The organism is Kitasatospora sp. NPDC023120 (assembly GCF_055560835.1).
In genome coordinates this window covers 191,614-209,116 of record NZ_JBVHHY010000006.1, presented here as the reverse complement: position 1 = coordinate 209,116, position 17,503 = coordinate 191,614, and the positions used below count along the sequence as shown (strand labels likewise).

Annotated in this window: 17 protein-coding genes, 2 tRNA genes and 1 pseudogene; 8 read left to right on the top strand and 12 right to left on the bottom strand. The window is 72.2% G+C overall.

Features of this window, described 5'->3' with window-relative positions:
• Positions 1 to 57 precede the first annotated feature (57 nt).
• Positions 58 to 957 carry a phosphoribosylaminoimidazolesuccinocarboxamide synthase gene (locus ACZ3TI_RS11435; protein ID WP_465725844.1) on the top strand — a complete coding sequence of 300 codons (900 nt, stop codon included), beginning with the start codon at positions 58 to 60 and terminating at the stop codon, positions 955 to 957.
• A 45-nt stretch (positions 958 to 1,002) separates the two neighbouring features.
• On the opposite strand, the pseudogene ACZ3TI_RS11430 reads toward ACZ3TI_RS11435, so the two are convergent.
• The 7 genes and pseudogenes from ACZ3TI_RS11430 to ACZ3TI_RS11400 form a co-directional block, all read right to left on the bottom strand.
• Positions 1,003 to 1,625, bottom strand: a pseudogene (locus ACZ3TI_RS11430) (response regulator).
• Positions 1,622 to 2,869: a sensor histidine kinase gene (locus ACZ3TI_RS11425; RefSeq protein WP_465725842.1), complete on the bottom strand. Its 1,248-nt coding sequence runs from the start codon at positions 2,867 to 2,869 to the stop codon at positions 1,622 to 1,624. Before ACZ3TI_RS11425 ends, ACZ3TI_RS11430 begins: the two are co-directional and overlap by 4 nt.
• 87 nt (positions 2,870 to 2,956) lie before the next feature.
• Positions 2,957 to 3,799: an ABC transporter permease gene (locus ACZ3TI_RS11420; protein ID WP_465725841.1), complete on the bottom strand. Its 843-nt coding sequence runs from the start codon at positions 3,797 to 3,799 to the stop codon at positions 2,957 to 2,959.
• Positions 3,796 to 4,812, bottom strand: coding sequence for an ABC transporter ATP-binding protein (locus ACZ3TI_RS11415; RefSeq protein ID WP_465725839.1), 1,017 nt, complete (start codon positions 4,810 to 4,812; stop codon positions 3,796 to 3,798). Before ACZ3TI_RS11415 ends, ACZ3TI_RS11420 begins: the two co-directional genes overlap by 4 nt.
• A gap of 175 nt (positions 4,813 to 4,987) precedes the next feature.
• Positions 4,988 to 5,060, bottom strand: a tRNA-Gly gene (locus tag ACZ3TI_RS11410).
• Between the two features lie 39 nt (positions 5,061 to 5,099).
• Positions 5,100 to 5,172: transfer RNA gene (locus ACZ3TI_RS11405), tRNA-Gly, on the bottom strand.
• Between the two features lie 150 nt (positions 5,173 to 5,322).
• The gene (locus ACZ3TI_RS11400; protein WP_030056585.1) at positions 5,323 to 5,640 is read right to left on the bottom strand and encodes a histone-like nucleoid-structuring protein Lsr2; all 318 of its coding nucleotides are present in this window, start codon (positions 5,638 to 5,640) and stop codon (positions 5,323 to 5,325) included.
• A 468-nt stretch (positions 5,641 to 6,108) separates the two neighbouring features.
• On the opposite strand from ACZ3TI_RS11400, the gene purS reads away from it, so the two are divergent.
• The 4 genes from purS to ACZ3TI_RS11380 all read left to right on the top strand — a co-directional run bounded on the left by purS (position 6,109) and on the right by ACZ3TI_RS11380 (position 10,199).
• Positions 6,109 to 6,363: a phosphoribosylformylglycinamidine synthase subunit PurS gene (gene purS / locus ACZ3TI_RS11395; protein WP_030056586.1), complete on the top strand. Its 255-nt coding sequence runs from the start codon at positions 6,109 to 6,111 to the stop codon at positions 6,361 to 6,363.
• Positions 6,360 to 7,037: a phosphoribosylformylglycinamidine synthase subunit PurQ gene (gene purQ, locus ACZ3TI_RS11390; RefSeq protein WP_393023521.1), complete on the top strand. Its 678-nt coding sequence runs from the start codon at positions 6,360 to 6,362 to the stop codon at positions 7,035 to 7,037. Before purS ends, purQ begins: the two co-directional genes overlap by 4 nt.
• Positions 7,037 to 9,292, top strand: coding sequence for a phosphoribosylformylglycinamidine synthase subunit PurL (gene purL, locus ACZ3TI_RS11385; RefSeq protein WP_465725836.1), 2,256 nt, complete (start codon positions 7,037 to 7,039; stop codon positions 9,290 to 9,292). The genes purQ and purL overlap by 1 nt, the downstream gene beginning before the upstream one ends.
• A 94-nt stretch (positions 9,293 to 9,386) precedes the next feature.
• Positions 9,387 to 10,199, top strand: a complete 813-nt coding sequence (locus ACZ3TI_RS11380; RefSeq protein WP_465725834.1) for a maleylpyruvate isomerase family mycothiol-dependent enzyme — start codon at positions 9,387 to 9,389, stop codon at positions 10,197 to 10,199.
• A 25-nt stretch (positions 10,200 to 10,224) separates the two neighbouring features.
• Here ACZ3TI_RS11380 and ACZ3TI_RS11375 read toward each other — a convergent pair whose 3' ends face one another.
• Both ACZ3TI_RS11375 and ACZ3TI_RS11370 read right to left on the bottom strand, forming a co-directional pair.
• On the bottom strand, positions 10,225 to 11,019 hold the full coding sequence (locus ACZ3TI_RS11375) for a DUF3152 domain-containing protein (protein ID WP_465725832.1): 795 nt from the start codon (positions 11,017 to 11,019) through the stop codon (positions 10,225 to 10,227).
• A gap of 182 nt (positions 11,020 to 11,201) precedes the next feature.
• Positions 11,202 to 11,921, bottom strand: coding sequence for a TetR/AcrR family transcriptional regulator (locus ACZ3TI_RS11370; protein ID WP_465725830.1), 720 nt, complete (start codon positions 11,919 to 11,921; stop codon positions 11,202 to 11,204).
• A gap of 83 nt (positions 11,922 to 12,004) precedes the next feature.
• Between ACZ3TI_RS11370 and ACZ3TI_RS11365 the strand changes: the two genes are divergently transcribed.
• Together ACZ3TI_RS11365 and ACZ3TI_RS11360 are read left to right on the top strand one after the other, a co-directional pair.
• The gene (locus ACZ3TI_RS11365; protein WP_465725828.1) at positions 12,005 to 13,009 is read left to right on the top strand and encodes a zinc-dependent alcohol dehydrogenase family protein; all 1,005 of its coding nucleotides are present in this window, start codon (positions 12,005 to 12,007) and stop codon (positions 13,007 to 13,009) included.
• Positions 13,010 to 13,058: 49 nt separating this feature from the next.
• On the top strand, positions 13,059 to 13,478 hold the full coding sequence (locus ACZ3TI_RS11360) for a DUF3151 domain-containing protein (protein ID WP_224284780.1): 420 nt from the start codon (positions 13,059 to 13,061) through the stop codon (positions 13,476 to 13,478).
• 97 nt (positions 13,479 to 13,575) lie between these two features.
• On the opposite strand, the gene fbaA is transcribed toward ACZ3TI_RS11360, so the two are convergent.
• Positions 13,576 to 14,598 carry a class II fructose-bisphosphate aldolase gene (fbaA, locus tag ACZ3TI_RS11355; RefSeq protein WP_465725825.1) on the bottom strand — a complete coding sequence of 341 codons (1,023 nt, stop codon included), beginning with the start codon at positions 14,596 to 14,598 and terminating at the stop codon, positions 13,576 to 13,578.
• 355 nt (positions 14,599 to 14,953) lie between these two features.
• Here fbaA and ACZ3TI_RS11350 point away from each other — a divergent pair, with 355 nt between their 5' ends.
• Positions 14,954 to 15,673 carry a DedA family protein gene (locus tag ACZ3TI_RS11350; RefSeq protein ID WP_465725823.1) on the top strand — a complete coding sequence of 240 codons (720 nt, stop codon included), beginning with the start codon at positions 14,954 to 14,956 and terminating at the stop codon, positions 15,671 to 15,673.
• Between the two features lie 122 nt (positions 15,674 to 15,795).
• On the opposite strand, the gene pyrE is transcribed toward ACZ3TI_RS11350, so the two are convergent.
• Positions 15,796 to 16,332: an orotate phosphoribosyltransferase gene (gene pyrE / locus ACZ3TI_RS11345; RefSeq protein ID WP_449818963.1), complete on the bottom strand. Its 537-nt coding sequence runs from the start codon at positions 16,330 to 16,332 to the stop codon at positions 15,796 to 15,798.
• 43 nt (positions 16,333 to 16,375) lie between these two features.
• Positions 16,376 to 17,401, bottom strand: coding sequence for an SRPBCC family protein (locus ACZ3TI_RS11340; protein WP_465725821.1), 1,026 nt, complete (start codon positions 17,399 to 17,401; stop codon positions 16,376 to 16,378).
• Between the last annotated feature and the right edge of the window lie 102 nt (positions 17,402 to 17,503).

The window sequence follows — 17,503 nt, the reverse complement described above, 5'->3', positions numbered from 1 at the left end:
TGACCTCCCCTTTCGCGGTGCCCCACGCGCGCGAACGACCCCTGAGGACTGAACACCTTGAGCGGATTTGTCACCAAGCCCGAGCCGGTCCAGGTACCCGGCCTGGTCCACCTGCACACCGGCAAGGTGCGCGACCTCTACCGCACCGAGTCCGGTGAGCTGGTCATGGTCGCCAGCGACCGGACGTCCGCCCACGACTGGGTGCTGCCGAACGAGATCCCCGACAAGGGCCGCATCCTCACCCAGCTGTCGCTGTGGTGGTTCGAGCGGATCGCCGACATCGTCCCCAACCACGTGATCTCCACCGAGGTCCCGGCCGGCGCCCCCGCCGACTGGAAGGGCCGGACGCTGGTCTGCCGCAGCCTGGAGATGATCCCGGTCGAGGCGGTCGCCCGCGGCTACCTGGCGGGCTCCGGCCTGAGCGAGTACGAGGAGAGCCGCACGGTCTGCGGCATCGCCCTGCCGGAGGGCCTGGAGAACAGCTCCGAGCTGCCCGCCCCGATCTACACCCCGGCGCTCAAGGCCGAGGTCGGTGAGCACGACGAGAACGTCCCGTACGAGGAGACCGCCCGCCGGATCGGTGCCGAGCTGGCCTCCCAGCTGCGCCGCACCACCCTGGACGTCTACGCCCGAGCCCGGGACATCGCCCGCGAGCGCGGCATCATCCTGGCGGACACCAAGTTCGAGTTCGGCCTGCTGGACGGCGAGCTGCTGATCGGCGACGAGGTGCTCACCCCGGACTCCTCCCGCTACTGGCCGGCCGACGAGTACCAGCCGGGCCGCTCGCAGTCGTCCTTCGACAAGCAGCTGATCCGCGACTGGCTGACCTCTCCGGCCTCCGGCTGGGACCGCCACAGCGAGCAGCCGCCGCCCGCGCTGCCGACCGAGATCGTCGAGCAGACCAGGGCGAAGTACATCGAGGTCTACGAGCGGCTGACCGGCACCGCCTGGCAGTGACCTGGTGACGCCCGCGGGTGCGGCTCAGGGCGTGCCGGTCACGTCCTAGATCCAGCCGTGCTCGCGGGCCGTCCGCACCGCCGCGTGCCGGTTCTCCGCGCCCAGTTTGGTGGCCGCCGAGGACAGGTAGTTGCGGACGGTGCCCGGGGAGAGCGAGGCCCGCGCGGCGATCTCGGCGATCGAGGTGCCGTCGGCGGCGAGCTCCAGGACGTCCGTCTCGCGCGGGGTCAGCGGGGTCTCGCCCGCGCTGATCGCGTCCGCCGCCAGCTCCGGGTCCACGTACCGGCCGCCGGAGCGGACGGTGCGGATGATGCCCGCCAGATCCGCCGCCGAGACGGTCTTCGGCAGGAAGCCGCGCACCCCGACCTCCAGCGCCCGCTTCAGGTAGCCGGGCGGCCGTGGCCGGTGACGATCATGCAGCGGCAGTCCGGAAGCAGCCGGCGCAGCTCGGCGGCCACCTCGATGCCGTCCTTTCCCGGCATCTGCAGGTCCAGCACCGCGACGTCCGGCCGGTGCGCCTGCGCCATCGCCAGCGCCTCCGGCCCGGAGCCGGCCTGCGCGACCACGTCGAGGTCGTCCTCCAGCGAGAGCAGCGCGGCCAGCGCGCCCCGGATCAGGTGCTCGTCGTCGGCGAGCAGGACGCGGACGGGTGCGGTGGGGTCGGTCATCGCGGGGCCTCTCCGGGGTGCAGCGGGACGGTGGCGAGGAGCCGGAAGACGCCCCCCTGGGCGGGCGTGACGGTCAGCTCGCCGTCGTGGGCGGCGAGCCGCTCGCGCAGCCCGTTCAGCCCGGTGCCGCCGCCCTGGGAGGGGATCGGCACCGCGGGAATTCCGTCATTCTCCAGCTCCAGCACCGCGCGGCCGTCCTCCCGGCTCAGCCGGATCAGACAGCGGCCGGCCTCGCTGTGCCGGAGCACGTTGGTGGTGGCCTCGCGGATCACCCAGCCGAACACCGACTGGACGTGCGGCGGCAGTTCGTCGGCCTGCTCGCCGAGGTCGATCTCGCAGGCGACGTCGGCGGAGCGGAGCACCGCGCGGGCGCCGATCGCCTCGGCGTGCAGGTCGGCGGTGCGGTAACCGCGGATGACGTCGCGGACCTCGCGCTGCGACTCCTGGGCGATCTTCTGCACCTCGGCCATCTGCTCGGCGGCCTCCGGACGCCCGCGGCGGGCGAGCTGGACGGCGAGTTCGCTCTTCAGCGCGATGGTGGTGAGGTTGCGGCCCATCACGTCGTGCAGGTCGCGGGAGAAGCGCAGCCGCTCCTCGGCGACGGCCAGCCGGGACTGCGTCTCGCGGGCGCCGTCCAGCTCCCAGACGATGGCGGTCAGCCAGGCGAAGCTGCGGCAGCTGGCGCTCAGGACGACCGTGCCGATGATCGCGCCCACCAGCCATCCCGCCGTGGTGGCGGGATCGACTCCCGCCAGCAGCAGCGCGGGGGTGGTCAGGAGCAGCAGGCCGGGCCCGGCCGCCCAGACCCACGACAGCGGCAGGCCGACGCTCAGAGGGCCGACCGCGGCCCCTGCCAGGGCGGCGGCGATCACCGCGGTGAACGGCGGACCGTGGGGGTTCGCGGCTCCTCCGGAGGACGGGCCGAGCATCAGGAGGGCCCAGGATCCGCTCACCGTGAGCACCGCGTTGACGATCAGCCAGCGCCGGTGATCGGTGGGCCGCTTCAGGTAGTGGTCGAGCGAGGTGCGGTACGCCCGGAGGGTCACCAGGACCGAGGCCAGGGTGAGCACCAGGGCGACCCGGAGGACGGTCTCCGAACCCGGTTGGCTCGCGGAGGCGGCACTGGCCAGCAGGCTGATCGGCAGTGTGAAGAACGCCATCAGGTAGAGCGACCAGCGGAAGTACAGTTCGGCGCGCTGCGGCTTTCCGTAGCCCTTCCAGCGGCGGATCGGCCCCCGAACCATCGAATTGCCCCCGTTCGATCATGGTCGTGTCGCAGCCTTCATATCAGAGGTGGACAGCGGGGCAACTCCTTCGGATCCATCGGAGCGTCAGCGGCGGGGCTCCCAGCGGAAGTACCGCACCGCGCCCCAGACCGCCAGGCCCAGCCAGACCGCGCCGGTGACCAGGTGCGGGGCGGCGGTGCCCCAGGAGCCGGCGAAGCCGGTCGCGGCGGCGGAGCCGTCGGTGCCGAACCAGCCGACCCGGACCAGCTGGAACGCCGGGGTGGTGGGCAGCAGCCGAAAGGCGTCGGCCAGCCGCGCGGGCATCACCTCCAGCGGGATGAACAGACCGGAGCCGAACTGCATGATCAGCATGACCGGCAGGGTGGTGATGCCGGCGCTCTCCACGGTCTTGGTGAAGGCGCTGGACAGCGCGGCCAGGGCGATCATGGTGGCCAGCACCAGCACCAGGCCGACCAGCATCAGCAGCGGGTTGACCGGCACCGCCAGGTGCAGGCCGACGCTGCCGCCGACCCCGATCACGGCGGCCATCAGCAGCCCGAGCGCGAGCGAGGGGACGGCGGTGCCGAGCATGATCTCGATGTCCCGGGCCTCGCCGGTGCGCAGCCGCTTGAGGACCAGCTCGCCGCGCCGGGCGACGTATGCGGCGGTGAGGTTGTAGTAGACGACGAAGGCCAGGATCATCCCCACCGCGCCGTAGATCAGCAGCGAGTCGACGTCCAGGCCGGGGTTGGACTCGGCCTGCTGGGCGAGGACGCCCCGCAGGGAGAAGACCAGGAGCAGCGGCAGCACCAGCGCGGTGAACAGCGCCGTGCGGTTGCGCAGCAGCAGGGTGGCCTCGGCGCGGCCCAGGGCGAGCAGCCGGCGGGCGGTGGTGCTCTGCGGGCCGGTGGTGGTGCCGGGGGCGGCGGGGGCGGCGGTGGTGGTCATCGGGCGGATCCGATCAGGCGGCGGCGGGCGGGGCGGGCGGTGGGAGCGGCGGGGGTCTCCGCCGGCGGGGCCTGGTGGGCGGCCTCGGAGGCGATGGCGAGGAAGGCCTCCTCCAGCGAGGCGCTGCGGGCGTCCAGGGCACCGAGCGCGATGCCGTGCCGGTGGGCCCAGCCGAGCAGGTCGTAGAGGGTCTGCTGGAGGTCGGTGGTCTGCACGGTGACCTTGCGGCCGTCGGCGGTGACCTCCGCCCCGGCCAGCAGCGGGAGCGAGGCCCCGGTGAACTCGGGCAGCTCGAAGGTGATCCGGGACGGCCGTCCGGCGATCACCTCGGCGACGGTGCCGGTGGTGACGACCTGCCCGCCGTGCATGATCGCCAGCCGGTCGGCCAGCTCCTCGGCCTCCTCCAGGTAGTGCGTGGTGAGCAGCACGGTGGTGCCCTGGGCACGCAGTTCGCGGACCAGCCGCCAGACGGCGGCGCGCGCCTCGGGGTCGAGGCCGGTGCTGGGCTCGTCCAGGAACAGCACCTCGGGGCGGCCGAGAAGGGCCATCGCGAGGTCGAGCCGGCGCCGTTCGCCGCCGGACAGCTGCTTGACCCGGACGTCGCGGCGGTGGGCGAGCCCGACCAGCTCCAGCGCCTCCTCGACCGGGCGGGAGCCGCTGGTCATCCCGGCCCAGGTGCGGCCGGTCTCGGCGGCGGTGAGCTCGCCGGCGAAGCCGCCCTCCTGGAGCATGATGCCGATCCGCGGGCGGACGGCGGCGCGCTCCTGGTGCGGGTCGTGGCCGAGCACCCGGACGCTGCCGCCGCTGGGGGCGGCCAGGCCCTCGATGAGCTCCATGGTGGAGGTCTTGCCGGCCCCGTTGGTGCCGAGCAGGGCGAACAGCTCACCGCGGCCGACGGTCAGGTCGACGCCCCGGACGGCGTGGTAGCCGGTGGCACCGCTGCCGTAGTGGCGCTGCAGGTCGGTGACTTCGATCACGGTGTCGCTGGGGCGGGAGGTCCGGCTCGTTTCCATGCCCCAAGCCTTCCGCCACCCCGGCCGCGCGGGCAGTGCGCGCCGTCATGACCTCGCGGTGGGGATCCACGGGTCGGCGATGACAAATGTCATGGCCGCAGGGCTCCGGCCGAATTGGGAGGGGCCGGGCGGGAATGCCGAAGGGCCCCCTCGATCGAGGGGGCCCTTCGTTCGGAGCGGACGACGAGATTCGAACTCGCGACCCTCACCTTGGCAAGGTGATGCTCTACCAACTGAGCCACGTCCGCAGGTCAAACTATTGAGTTGTGCTGTGCTCGCGCACTGCGAGCGGACGACGAGATTCGAACTCGCGACCCTCACCTTGGCAAGGTGATGCTCTACCAACTGAGCCACGTCCGCATGGTGCCTGGTGGGGCACCCGCCGCCTCTTCGGATCTCTCCGTTGCGGCGACGAGGAATACTCTACAGCATCGTTCGGGGTGGTCGCCCCACCCTTTCGATCCGGGGGGCAGGGCGACCGGGGAGCGGGCGCTCCCGAGGGGTCGAGGGTCAGTTCGCCTCGGCGAACGCCTCGTACACGTGCTTGGGGATGCGGCCGCGGGCCGGCAGTTCCATCCCGCGGGACAGGGCCCAGGCGCGGACGGCGGCCGGGTCCGGGGTGAGGGCGGTACGGCGGAAGGACTTTCCGGTGCGGCTCTGGCGGCGGCCGGCGGCGACGAACGGGGCGAGGGCCTCCCGCAGCTTTTCCGCGTTGTCCACGGACAGGTCGATCTCGTACGACTTCCCGTCGACGCCGAAGTGGACGGTTTCCGCGGCGGCGCCGCCGTCCAGGTCGTCGGAGAGCGTGACAACTACACGCTGAGCCATGGGTGTCAATCCTCTCGGGCAATTCGGCCACCGGTCCGCGGGGGTACGCCCGGGGCCTGATGTGCACCAACTCGCGCAAGCGCATACGGGCAGGCCGGATGGCCCGCCTGATACGCAGCACTTGCCGCGACAGGTGGCCCTATTCTGCACCCGAAGGGGGTCGAAATCGAAGAGTCCGGCATTCTTTTCCGGATATTCACGTGTCTTGGCGGGGCTGCCGGATACCGATGTGCGGGACTGCCGGATCTGTCCCCAAGTGCCGTATTCGGGTGTTCTCCGGGGCCGCCCGTTCCGGAGGCCGAATCCACGGAAACCGGTCGGCGCTGACGGGGGGTGAGGCGCTCGGATCCCTTGTGGCGTAAGGGGCCCTGGTCTACGCGCGTTGCTATCCCCGGCCAGCAATCCTGCCCGAAACCACCGGTAGTCTGGAGTTCCCCCGCCTCACCGAAGACACCACCGGGAGTGCCAGTGGCACGCGTCGTAGTCGACGTCATGCTCAAGCCGGAGATCCTCGACCCCCAGGGACAGGCGGTGCAGCGTGCACTGCCCCGTCTCGGATTCACCGGGATCGCCGACGTCCGCCAGGGCAAGCGTTTCGAGCTGGATGTGGAGGGCCCGGTCGACGACGCGGCGCTCGCCCGTATCCGCGAAGCCGCCGAGACCTTTCTCGCCAACACCGTGATCGAGGACTTCACCGTCCGGGTCGAGGAGGAGGCGAAGTGACCACCCGCGTCGGCGTCGTCACTTTCCCCGGCTCCCTCGACGACCGCGACGCGCAGCGGGCGGTCCGCCTCGCCGGCGCCGAGCCGGTCGCCCTCTGGCACCGTGACAAGGATCTCCACCAGGTCGACGCCGTCGTCCTGCCGGGCGGATTCAGTTACGGCGACTATCTGCGCTGCGGCGCGATCTCCCGCTTCTCCCCGGTGATGGAGACCATCATCGAGCAGGCGAAGCTCGGAATGCCGGTCCTCGGTATCTGCAACGGCTTCCAGGTGCTCTGCGAATCCCACCTGCTGCCCGGAGCGCTCACCCGCAACGACTCGCTGCACTTCATCTGCCGCGACCAGAAGCTGCGCATCGAGAACGCGGGCACCGCCTGGACCCGCGATTACTCGGCGGGCCAGGAAATCGTCGTCCCGCTGAAGAACGGCGAGGGCCGCTTCGTCGCCGACGAGCACGTCCTGGACGAACTGGAGGCGGAGGGCCGGGTGGTCGCCCGGTACCTGGACGTCAACCCGAACGGTTCGTACCGCGACATCGCCGGCATCACCAACGCCGCCGGCAATGTCGTCGGCCTGATGCCGCACCCGGAGCACGCCGTGGAGCCGCTCACCGGTCCGACCACCGAGGGCCTGGGCTTCTTCACTTCCGTCCTGAAGCAGCTGGTGAACGCCTGATGAGCCTCGACACCGTCAAGAACGCCGAGCAGACCCCGGACGCCGCCCAGCCCTGGGCCGAACTCGGCCTCAAGGAGGACGAGTACGCGCGCATCCGGGAGATCCTCGGCCGCCGCCCGACCGGCGCCGAGCTCGCCATGTACTCGGTCATGTGGTCGGAGCACTGTTCGTACAAGAGCAGCAAGGTCCACCTGAAGCAGTTCGGCGAGAAGAAGCCGGATTCGGACGCGATGCTCGTCGGCATCGGCGAGAACGCCGGCGTCGTCGACGTCGGCCAGGGCTACGCGGTCACCTTCAAGGTCGAGTCGCACAACCACCCGTCGTACATCGAGCCCTACCAGGGCGCGGCCACCGGCATCGGCGGCATCGTGCGCGACATCCTCGCGATGGGCGCCCGCCCGGTCGCCGTGATGGACCCGCTGCGCTTCGGCGCGGCCGACCACCCGGACACCCGGCGCGTGCTGCCCGGGATCGTCGCGGGCATCGGCGGCTACGGCAACTGCCTGGGCCTGCCGAACATCGGCGGCGAGGTCGTCTTCGACTCCTGCTACCAGGGCAACCCGCTGGTCAACGCGCTGTGCGTGGGCGTCATGAAGCACGAGGACATCCACCTCGCGCAGGCCTCCGGCGCCGGCAACCGGGTCATCCTGTACGGCGCCCGCACCGGCGGCGACGGCATCGGCGGCGTCTCGGTGCTGGCCTCCGAGACCTTCGACGACACCAAGCCGGCCAAGCGCCCGGCGGTCCAGGTCGGCGACCCGTTCCAGGAGAAGCTCCTCATCGAGTGCACCCTGGAGCTGTTCCGCGAGAAGCTCGTCAAGGGCATCCAGGACCTCGGCGGCGCCGGTCTGTCCTGCGCGACCAGCGAGCTGGCCTCGGCCGGCTCCGGCGGCATGCGGATCGAGCTCGACACCGTGCACCTGCGCGACCACACGCTCTCGCCGGAGGAGATCCTCATGAGCGAGTCGCAGGAGCGCATGTGCGCGATCGTGGAGCCCGACAAGGTCGACCGCTTCATGGAGATCTGCGAGAAGTGGGACGTCATCGCCAACGTCATCGGTGAGGTGACCGACGGCGAGCGCCTGGAGATCTACTGGCACGGCGAGCTCGTGGTGGACGTCCCGCCGCGCACCGTCGCCCACGAGGGCCCGACCTACCAGCGTCCGTACGCCCGCCCGAGCTGGCAGGACGCGCTGCAGGCCGACGCCCCGACCGCCGAGCGGCTGGCCCGCCCGACCACCGGCGAGGGCCTCAAGGCCGACCTGCTGAAGGTCGCGAGCCACCCGAACCAGGCCTCCAAGTCCTGGATCACCGACCAGTACGACCGCTACGTGCTCGGCAACACCGTGCTCTCGGTTGGCGAGGACTCGGGCATGATCCGGATCGACGAGGAGACCAACCTCGGCGTCTCGGTCGCCACCGACGGCAACGGCCGCTTCGCCAAGCTGGACCCGTACACCGGTGCCCAGCTCGCCCTGGCCGAGGCGTACCGCAACGTCGCGGCCGGCGGTGCCAAGCCGCTCGCCGTCTCCGACTGCCTCAACTTCGGCTCCCCCGAGGACCCGGACGTCATGTGGCAGTTCGCCGAGGCCACCCGCGGCCTGGCCGACGCCTGCCTGGTGCTCGGCACCCCGGTCACCGGCGGCAACGTCTCGCTGTACAACCAGACCGGCGAGGTCGCCATCCACCCGACCCCGGTGGTCGCGGTGCTCGGCGTCATCGACGACGTCACCCGGCGCACCCCGGTCGCCTTCGCCGAGGAGGGGCAGCTGCTCTACCTGCTCGGCGACACGGCGGACGAGCTCGGCGGCTCGGCCTGGTCGCAGGCGGTCCACGACCACCTCGGCGGCCTGCCGCCCAAGGTGGACCTGGAGCGCGAGCGGCTGCTGGGCGAGATCCTGATCTCCGCCTCGCGCGACGGCATGATCGACGCCGCGCACGACCTGTCCGACGGCGGCCTCGGCCAGGCGCTCGTGGAGAGCTGCCTCAAGGGCGGCCACGGCGCGCGGATCGTCGTGCCCGAGGGCACGGACCCGTTCGTCCTGCTGTTCTCGGAGTCGGCCGGCCGCGCCGTCGTGGCGGTGCCGCGCAGCGAGGAGCTCCGGTTCAACGACATGTGCACCGCGCGTGGCCTGCCGGCCACCCGGATCGGTGTCGTGGACGGCCAGGACCTGGACGTCCAGGGCCAGTTCAGCGTTTCGCTGGCCGAGCTGAAGGACGCCCACACCGGCGTCATCGAGGCCCTGCTGGCCTGATGCCCGCCGCTCCGGTTCGGAGGCGAGTGGGCGAGTGACCGAGGGGCGGACGGTTCGTGGTGAACCGTCCGCCCCTCGGCGTATGTTGGGGCTCATGCCTCCCAAGTCCCGGACGTACCAGCCGCAGAAGGTGAGCGCCGCACTGGCGGCGCAGAACGAGGCGCTGCGTGCCGCCGTGCACCGGCTGACCGCCTCGGACCTGGACCGGCCGACCCGGCTCGGCTCCTGGCGGGTACGGGAGTTGGTGGCCCACCTGAGCCTGGCGCTGAGCCGGCTGCCGGCCGGGCTGGACGCCCCGGTGCCGGACGGGCCGGCGCTCACGCTGGCCGGCTACGCGGAGCTGAGCAGGACGATGGCCGAGGCCGTCGACACCGCGGTGACCGAGCACGCGGCGACCGGGTTCGCGGGCCCGCCCGAGGAGGTCGCCGCCGCGTTCGACCGCTCGCTCGACGCCGTACGGGCCGTGCTCGACCGGTCGGCGGCGGAGCCGGAGCGGGGGGTCGCCCTGCTGGCCGGTCGGTCCATGCCGCTGACGGACTACCTGGTGACCAGGCTGGTCGAGGCCGTGGTGCACGCCGACGACCTGGCCGACGCGCTCGGCCTGGACGCCTTCCCGCACGACCGCCAGGCCCTCGCCGCCGTCACCCGGATGCTGGCCGACGCCTTCGCGGACCGCGCCCCCGGCGGCGCGGTGGAGCTGCGGATCCCGCCGTACGCCGTCGTGCAGGCCGTCGAGGGCCCCAAGCACACCCGCGGCACCCCTCCCAACGTGGTCGAGACCGACCCGCTGACCTGGATCCGGCTGGCCACCGGGCGGACCGACTGGGCGGCGGCGGTGGAGTCGGCCGCGGTGTCGGCCTCCGGGGAGCGCAGTGACCTGCGGGACCACCTGCCGGTGCTCGGGTAGTGCGGCCCCGGAGGCACCGCGGGGATCACGGCACCGACGGGCCGCTCAGGTAGGTGCCGTCGGCGGAGTACGGCCAGGCGTTGGGCACGCAGCCCTTGAGCCCGTAGATCTGCTGCATCATCGCCGGCGCGGGCCTGCCCGGGGCGGGGCAGCTCTCGTGCCCGTGGCCGATCCGGTGGCCGACCTCGTGGTTGACGATCAGCGCCCGGTACTCGTCGATCGGTCCGCTGAACTGCGGTGAACCGGTGTTCCAGCGCTTGGAGTTGACGAGCACCTGGTCGCCGACGTTGCAGTTGACCTCGCCGTGGGTGTCCAGGCCGGAGGCGCCGCAGATCTTGTCCACGGTGGCGGGTGAGGCGATCTTCACGGTGAAGTCGTAGGAGCCGGTCGCGACCAGCTGGAAGCCGTTCTTGTGGTCGTTGGTCCAGCCGCGCGGGTCGCCGAGGATGCCGTGGACCTGGGCGGCGGCGGTCGCGGCGTCGATGCCGATGCCGTCCTCGACCTCGACCCGGTAGCGGCGGACGGTGCCTCGTCCGACCGCCTTGGCGGTGGCCGGGGCGATGCTGAAGGTGCCCGCGCCCTTGGTGGGGCCGGGGTCCGGCCCGGTGGGGGTGGGCGGCGGAGGGGGCGGCGTGGGCGTCGGGGTGACGACCGGGGCCGGTGTCGGCGTCGGCGTCGGGGTCGCCGGGGTGGTCTCCTCGGCGGGCGGGACGACCCGGGCCTGGGCGGTGGGGGCGGCATCCGGCGTGCCGGAGGAGTGGTTCAGCACGAACGCCGTGGCGCCCAGCACCAGGGCGGCCGCCACTATTGCCGTGAGCATGGCAGGGCTGATTCTTCGACGTGGCCGGCGGCGTCTTCGGCCCCGGGTTCCGTGCGGGGCGGTTCGCCTGCCGGCTGGTCGGACTGCGGACATGATCGTCACCCTGACATGGCGAACGGGTGAATGTCCATGTACCCGGTATGCAGATCGCGGAGGTCCTGTGCGCCCGGCCGCCGCGGGCCTCAGCTGTCGGGCAGTCCCAGGGAGCGGACCAGGTCCAGCAGCTCGCGCCGGTACAGCCGGTCCGGGTGGAGGGCCTGCGGGCCCAGGTGCCCGTGCATCTCCAGCGCGACCAGGCCGTGCATCCGCCCCCAGGTCCGCAGTGCCAGGGCGACGGCGGCGGGCGGAAGCTCCGGATCGCGCTCGCGGACCTTGGCGACGAAGTCGTCGGAGAAATCGCTCCACTGCACCGAAGGGTCGTCCTGGAGCGCCCGGGCGGTCGGCCAGGCCGCCGCGATCAGACCGACGAGTCCGAGGCAGGCGCGCTTGGCGGCCTCCGGGGCCGGACCGGCGGCGGGCGGCCGGTAGCCGGACACCGGATCGCCGTAGATCAGCCGGAAGCCCTGCGGGTTGGCCAGCGACCAGGTGCGGAGCGCCTCGCCCCAGGCGGTGATCCGGCCGCCGGGGTCGTCGGCGGGCACGGCGTCCCGGGCGGCCTCCGCGGCGTCCACCAGGGAGGTGTAGACGTCGCCGATCAGTGTGGAGATCAGGTCGTCGCGGGTGTCGAAGTAGCTGTAGATCGCGCTGCCGCTCATGTCCATCTCGCGGGCGATGGCGCGCAGCGAGATCGCGTCCGCGCCCTGCTCGGCCATGTGCTCCAGGGCGATCCGCTTGATCTCCGCGGTGGTCTGCGCCCGCAGTCGGGCGCGTCGGCCGGGTTTCCGATCTTCCACGCTTGACATCGTACAGAGCTGAATTAGAGTTCGGTGCGCGAAAACAGAACGGTGCACGGAAATCGTGCGCCGCCTAGGGAGGGGTGACGGCCATGGAGAGCACGGCGGTACTGTTCGACGAGATCGGCGGGCCCGAGGTCCTGCGCCTGGAGAAGGTCACGCTGGCGGACCCGGGACCGGGGGAGGCGCTGGTCCGGATCGACGCGATCGGGCTGAACCGCGCGGAAGCGCTCTTCCGCTCCGGCGGCTACTGGTACGACGCGACCCTCCCGGGCTCCCGGCTCGGCGGCGAGGCGGCCGGCGAAGTGCTCGCGGTCGGGCCCGGAGTGACCGGCGTCGCGCCCGGGGACGCGGTCAGCGTGCTGGCCGTCGGCACCGGGATGTCCGGCTCCGGCGTGTACGGCGACCACGCGGTGGTGCCCGCGACGACGCTGCTGCCCCGGCCCGCGGACATGGACGCGGTCACCGGCGCGGCCGTCTGGCTGTCCTACCTGACCGCCTACGGCGCACTGGTCGAGGCCGGCAGGGTCGCGCCCGGCGACCTGGTGGTCGTCACCGCCGCGTCCAGCAGCGTCGGCGTGGCCGCGATCCAGATCGTCGCCGCCCTCGGCGGCGTCCCCGTCGCGGTGACCCGCACGGCGGCCAAGGAGGCCCAGCTGCGGGCGGCCGGCGCGGCGCACGTGGTGGTCGCGGACGGCGGCGCCGACGCGGCGGCGAAGGTCCGGGCGGTGACCGGTGACGCGGGCGCGCGGATCGTCCTCGACTCCGTGGCCGGTCCGGGCCTGTCCGACCTCGCCACGCTGGTCGCCCCGGGCGGAACCCTGGTCGTCTACGGCTGGCTCGACCCCCGGCCCGCGCCGCTGCCGAGGAACTGGCCGCTCAACGTCTGGGGCTACGCGGTGTCCGGGCTCGTCGGCGACCCGGAGGCGCTGAGCCGCGGCCGGGCCTTTGTCCACGCCGGACTGCGCAACGGCACCCTGAGGCCGCTGATCGACCGCACCTTCGATCTGGAGGAGATCGTCGACGCGCACCGGCACATGGAGGCCAACGGACAGGTCGGCAAGATCGTGGTGACCGTCCGGCACGGAGCGCACTGACCACGGTGCGGCGGTTGACCCTGGCGTCTCGGGTGGCAGACTTCAGGGCATGGCGATTCACAGGAATCTTCTCGACGGTCCCGAACCGACCCTCCTGCCCGAGGAGGAGCGGCCCTACCGGATGCTGGCGGAGGAGTCGGCCTCACCGACCCAGGTGGCGGCCGAGTTCCCGGCCTTCTGCCTCGCCTGGGCCATGCTCGCCGACGACGCCTACGCGGCCGGCCGGTACGTCGAGTCGTACGCCTACGCCCGCACCGGCTACCACCGGGGCCTGGACGCGCTGCGGCGCAACGGCTGGAAGGGCCACGGCCCGGTGCCGTGGGAGCACCGCGGCAACCGCGGCTTCCTGCGCTGCCTGGCGGCGCTCGCGCGGGCGGCAGGCGCGATCAAGGAGACCGAGGAGGAGGCCCGCTGCTGGCAGTTCCTGAAGGACAGCAGCGCGGAGGCGTACGCGGAGCTCAAGCAGTAGGAAGACGACCCCGATGCGCGGGTGCCCCCGGCGGAGGACCGCCGGGGGCACCCGTGTCTCACGTGGCTACCGCGCTCGCGTCACGCGGTCACCGGGCTCACTTCAGGCGCTTGCCGGCCGAGCGCAGCTGCTCGGCGGCCTCGACCACGCGGGCGGCCATGCCGGCCTCGGCCAGCTTGCCCCAGGTGCGGGGGTCGTAGGTGTTCTTCTTGCCGACCTCGCCGTCGACCTTCAGCACGCCGTCGTAGTTGGCGAACATGTGGCCGGCGACCGGGCGGGTGAAGGCGTACTGGGTGTCGGTGTCCAGGTTCATCTTCACGACGCCGTTCTCCAGCGCGGTGGCGATCTCCTCGGCGGTGGAACCCGAGCCGCCGTGGAAGACGAAGTCGAACGGGTCGGTCTTGCCGTACTGCTTGCCGATCGCGTCCTGCAGCTCGCGCAGCAGCTCCGGCTTCAGCACGACGTTGCCCGGCTTGTACACGCCGTGCACGTTGCCGAACGAGGCGGCCAGCAGGTAGCGGCCCTTCTCGCCCAGGCCCAGCGCCTCGGCGGTGCGCACGGCGTCGTTGACCGTGGTGTACAGCTCGTCGTTGATCTCGTGCGTGACACCGTCCTCCTCGCCACCGGTCGGGGTGATCTCGACCTCGAGGATGATCTTGGCGGCGGCGGCCTGGGCCAGCAGCTCCTGGGCGATCTCCAGGTTGTCGGCCAGGGTCTCGGCGGAGCCGTCCCACATGTGCGACTGGAACAGCGGGTTCAGGCCCTTGGCCACGCGCTCGGCGGAGATCGCCAGCAGCGGGCGGACGTAGCCGTCCAGCTTGTCCTTCGGGCAGTGGTCGGTGTGCAGCGCGACGGTGACGTCGTACTTGGCGGCCACGATGTGGGCGAACTCGGCGAGCGCGACCGCGCCGGTCACCATGTCCTTGTTGTGCTGGCCGCCCAGGAACTCCGCGCCACCGGTCGAGATCTGGATGATGCCGTCGCTCTCGGCCTCGGCGAAACCGCGCAGCGCGGCGTGCAGGGTCTGCGACGAGGTGACGTTGATGGCCGGGTAGGCGAACTTGCCCGCCTTGGCCCGGTCGAGCATCTCGTTGTAGACCTCGGGAGTTGCGATGGGCATGCGATCCGCTCCTGTCGGGTTGCGGCGTACGGACGGTGCTGTCCGACGCTGTGTACGCCTTCGTGACGACTCCGTGCCGGCCCGCCGACGCGCGGCGTTGCGGTGTGGCTCTCCGGCACCAAGGTTCGAGGCGACCTCCGCGGTACGGCCATGAGGGTGGTGGGCCGCCGCGGACCGGACGCCTCGGCCATCTTCCCAGACTCGTGCCCGCAGGTCAGCAGGAGCCCGCCAGTCGAAACGCCGCACCGTGGGGCCGGTGGGACGGGTGGGGCACGCCCTCCGACCGGGCCCGCTCGGGAGCCCCCGGGCCCGGTACGCCCGCTCGTCGGAAAGGCACGCCCGCTATCCTGCGCCCGTGGACTACAACCAGCTGGCCGTCAACCTGCTCGACGCCAAATCCCTGATCTCGTCCCTCGGCGCCATCGGGCTGATCGCGATCATCTTCGCGGAGACCGGCCTGCTGGTCGGCTTCTTCTTCCCGGGCGACTCGCTGCTGATCCTCGCGGGCGTCGCCGCCTCGAACGCCGCCTCGTCGGTGCTCGGCGAAGGCAGCAAGCTGCCGATCGCGGTGCTGCTCATCGGCTGCCCGATCGCGGCGATCGCCGGCGCCCAGCTGGGGCACCTGATCGGTGCCAAGGTCGGGCCGAAGATGTTCGACAAGCCCGATTCGAAGATCTTCCGCCGCGAGTACGTGGTGAAGGCGGAGGAGTACTTCAACAAGTTCGGCGCGGGCAAGGCCGTGGTGCTGGCGCGCTTCATGCCGATCATCCGCACCTTCCTGAACCCGGTCGCGGGCACCCTGGAGATGCCCGCCAAGACGTTCTTCCTGTGGAACGTCATCGGCGGTGTGCTCTGGACCGAGTCCATGCTGCTGATCGGCTACTTCTTCGGGGACGCGCTCGCCCCGGTGATCGACAAGTACCTGATCCCGGCGGTGCTGCTGATCGTGCTGCTGTCGATCTCGCCGATCCTGATCGAGGTCCTGCGCGAGCGGAAGAAGAAGAAGGCCGGCGGGTCCGAGCACGTCGACGACAACTCGGCGCAGGCCGGCGGCGGTCGGCACCGGCGCGGCTGAGCGCCGGACGCACGGACGCCGGACGCACGGCGCCGGGCACGTACGGCCGAGGGCCGGGTCCGTTCCACGTGTTTCACGTGAAACGGACCCGGCCCTCTGTGGTTCGTGGGGACTGCGCGGGATCAGAGGCCCAGGTCGTCCAGGGTGTACGCGGTCACGTACTCCAGGCCCTGCTCCTCGACGGCGCCCGCGCCACCGCGCTCCACGATCACCGCGACGCCGACCACCTCGGCACCCGCCTCGCGCAGCGCCTCGACGGCGGTCAGCACCGAGCCGCCGGTGGTGGAGGTGTCCTCGACCGCCAGCACTCGGCGGCCCTTCACCTCCGGGCCCTCGATCCGGCGCTGCAGGCCGTGCGCCTTGCCGGTCTTGCGGACCACGAAGGCGTCCAGCTTCTGCCCGCGCGCGGCGGCCGCGTGCAGCATCGAGGTCGCCACCGGGTCGGCGCCCAGGGTCAGACCGCCGACGGCGTCGTACTCCAGGTGCGAGGTCGCGTCCAGCATCACCCGGCCGACCAGCGGGGCGGCCTCGCCGTCCAGCGTGATCCGGCGCAGGTCGACGTAGTAGTCGGCCTCCTTGCCGGAGGAGAGGGTGACCTTGCCGTGCACGACGGCCTTGTCCTTGATCTGTGCCAGCAGGGCGTCGCGGTCGTTGCTCATGAGCGTTCAGTCTAGGGCCTGGCGCCGTGGGCGGCGCTCCCGGCTAGCGCCGACGCAGCGCCCTGACCAGCACCACGGCACCGCCCAGCAGCGCCACCGAGCCGCCGATCACCCACGGCACCGCGCTGCGGCCGCCGGTGCCCGGCACCACGATCCCGCCCACCTCGCCACCCCAGCGGGACGCCGCCCGGGCCCGCGCGCTGCGGGCCGGCAGCGCCGGGGCGTACGGGCCGCGCGGCGGGGCGTGGTCCACCTCCTCGGCCGACCGGCCGACGATGCTGCGGCGCACCGGGCCGGTCAGCGCCGGCTCCTCCTCGTACGCGAAGAGCGGCTCGACGGGGATCTCCTCGGCGACGCCGTCCTGCCCGGCGGAGCCGGCCTCGACGTCGTCCGCGTCCTCGTCCTCCTCGCCCTCCTCGTTCTCGTCCTCGTCCTCGTCCTCGGCGGAGCCGGTGGGGAGGCCGAAGCGCTCGGCGTCGGCGTCGGAGAAGGCGATCAGGTCGGAGAGGTCGTCCTCGAGGTCGTCGCCGGGCTGGTCCTGGCGGTCCTCGATGTAGACCACCCCGGCGGCCTGGCCCTCGCCCGCGTCAGTCTCCTCGGAATCCTCGTCCTGCTCCTGCTCGCCCTCCGGAGTGACCAGGGCGGCGGCGAACCTGTCGAGCAGGCGGCGGCCGGTGGCGTCGAGGGACTCCTCGTCGAACTCGGTGAGCCGGCCGGTGGCGCTCAGGTCGCCGGTGAAGCGGATGACGGCGGTGCCGTCCTGGGCACCGTCCACGACGCTGACCCGGACGGTGGCGGTCGCCTCCCCGCTGCCCCGGGCTTCCTGGCCCTCGGCGAGCACGGTGAGCACGCCCTCCCGGCCCTCGATCAGCGACAGCACGCCCTTGTACGTGATCGTGGAGCCGCCGATCCGCAGCTTCAGCCGCCCACCGATCTCCTCGGCCGGCCCGGCCCCGACCGCAGCCGGCTCGGTGCTCAGCCCCGGCACGCTCCGCGCCAGCAGCGCGGGATCCTGCAAGGCCTGCCGCACCAACTCGGCGGGCATCGGGACGACAACCTCATGCTCCATGCCACGGAGCCTACCGACCCGACCCCGCCCGGTCCCTACCCACCACCACCCGACTTTCCCCATCCCACCCACCCCACCCCGGCCGCACCGTCGGACCCGCCC

Bases quoted from the DNA above. Each gene is read 5' to 3' on its own strand.
- purL (WP_465725836.1), top strand. From the start codon at position 7,037: ATGAGCCTCGACACCGTCAAGAACGCCGAGCAGACCCCGGACGCCGCC.
- pyrE (WP_449818963.1), bottom strand. From the start codon at position 16,332: ATGAGCAACGACCGCGACGCCCTGCTGGCACAGATCAAGGACAAGGCC.
- ACZ3TI_RS11420 (WP_465725841.1), bottom strand. From the start codon at position 3,799: ATGACCACCACCGCCGCCCCCGCCGCCCCCGGCACCACCACCGGCCCG.
- ACZ3TI_RS11365 (WP_465725828.1), top strand. From the start codon at position 12,005: ATGGAGAGCACGGCGGTACTGTTCGACGAGATCGGCGGGCCCGAGGTC.
- ACZ3TI_RS11400 (WP_030056585.1), bottom strand. From the start codon at position 5,640: ATGGCTCAGCGTGTAGTTGTCACGCTCTCCGACGACCTGGACGGCGGC.
- fbaA (WP_465725825.1), bottom strand. From the start codon at position 14,598: ATGCCCATCGCAACTCCCGAGGTCTACAACGAGATGCTCGACCGGGCC.
- ACZ3TI_RS11370 (WP_465725830.1), bottom strand. From the start codon at position 11,921: ATGTCAAGCGTGGAAGATCGGAAACCCGGCCGACGCGCCCGACTGCGG.
- ACZ3TI_RS11425 (WP_465725842.1), bottom strand. From the start codon at position 2,869: ATGGTTCGGGGGCCGATCCGCCGCTGGAAGGGCTACGGAAAGCCGCAG.
- ACZ3TI_RS11360 (WP_224284780.1), top strand. From the start codon at position 13,059: ATGGCGATTCACAGGAATCTTCTCGACGGTCCCGAACCGACCCTCCTG.
- ACZ3TI_RS11340 (WP_465725821.1), bottom strand. From the start codon at position 17,401: ATGGAGCATGAGGTTGTCGTCCCGATGCCCGCCGAGTTGGTGCGGCAG.
- ACZ3TI_RS11375 (WP_465725832.1), bottom strand. From the start codon at position 11,019: ATGCTCACGGCAATAGTGGCGGCCGCCCTGGTGCTGGGCGCCACGGCG.
- ACZ3TI_RS11415 (WP_465725839.1), bottom strand. From the start codon at position 4,812: ATGGAAACGAGCCGGACCTCCCGCCCCAGCGACACCGTGATCGAAGTC.
- ACZ3TI_RS11380 (WP_465725834.1), top strand. From the start codon at position 9,387: ATGCCTCCCAAGTCCCGGACGTACCAGCCGCAGAAGGTGAGCGCCGCA.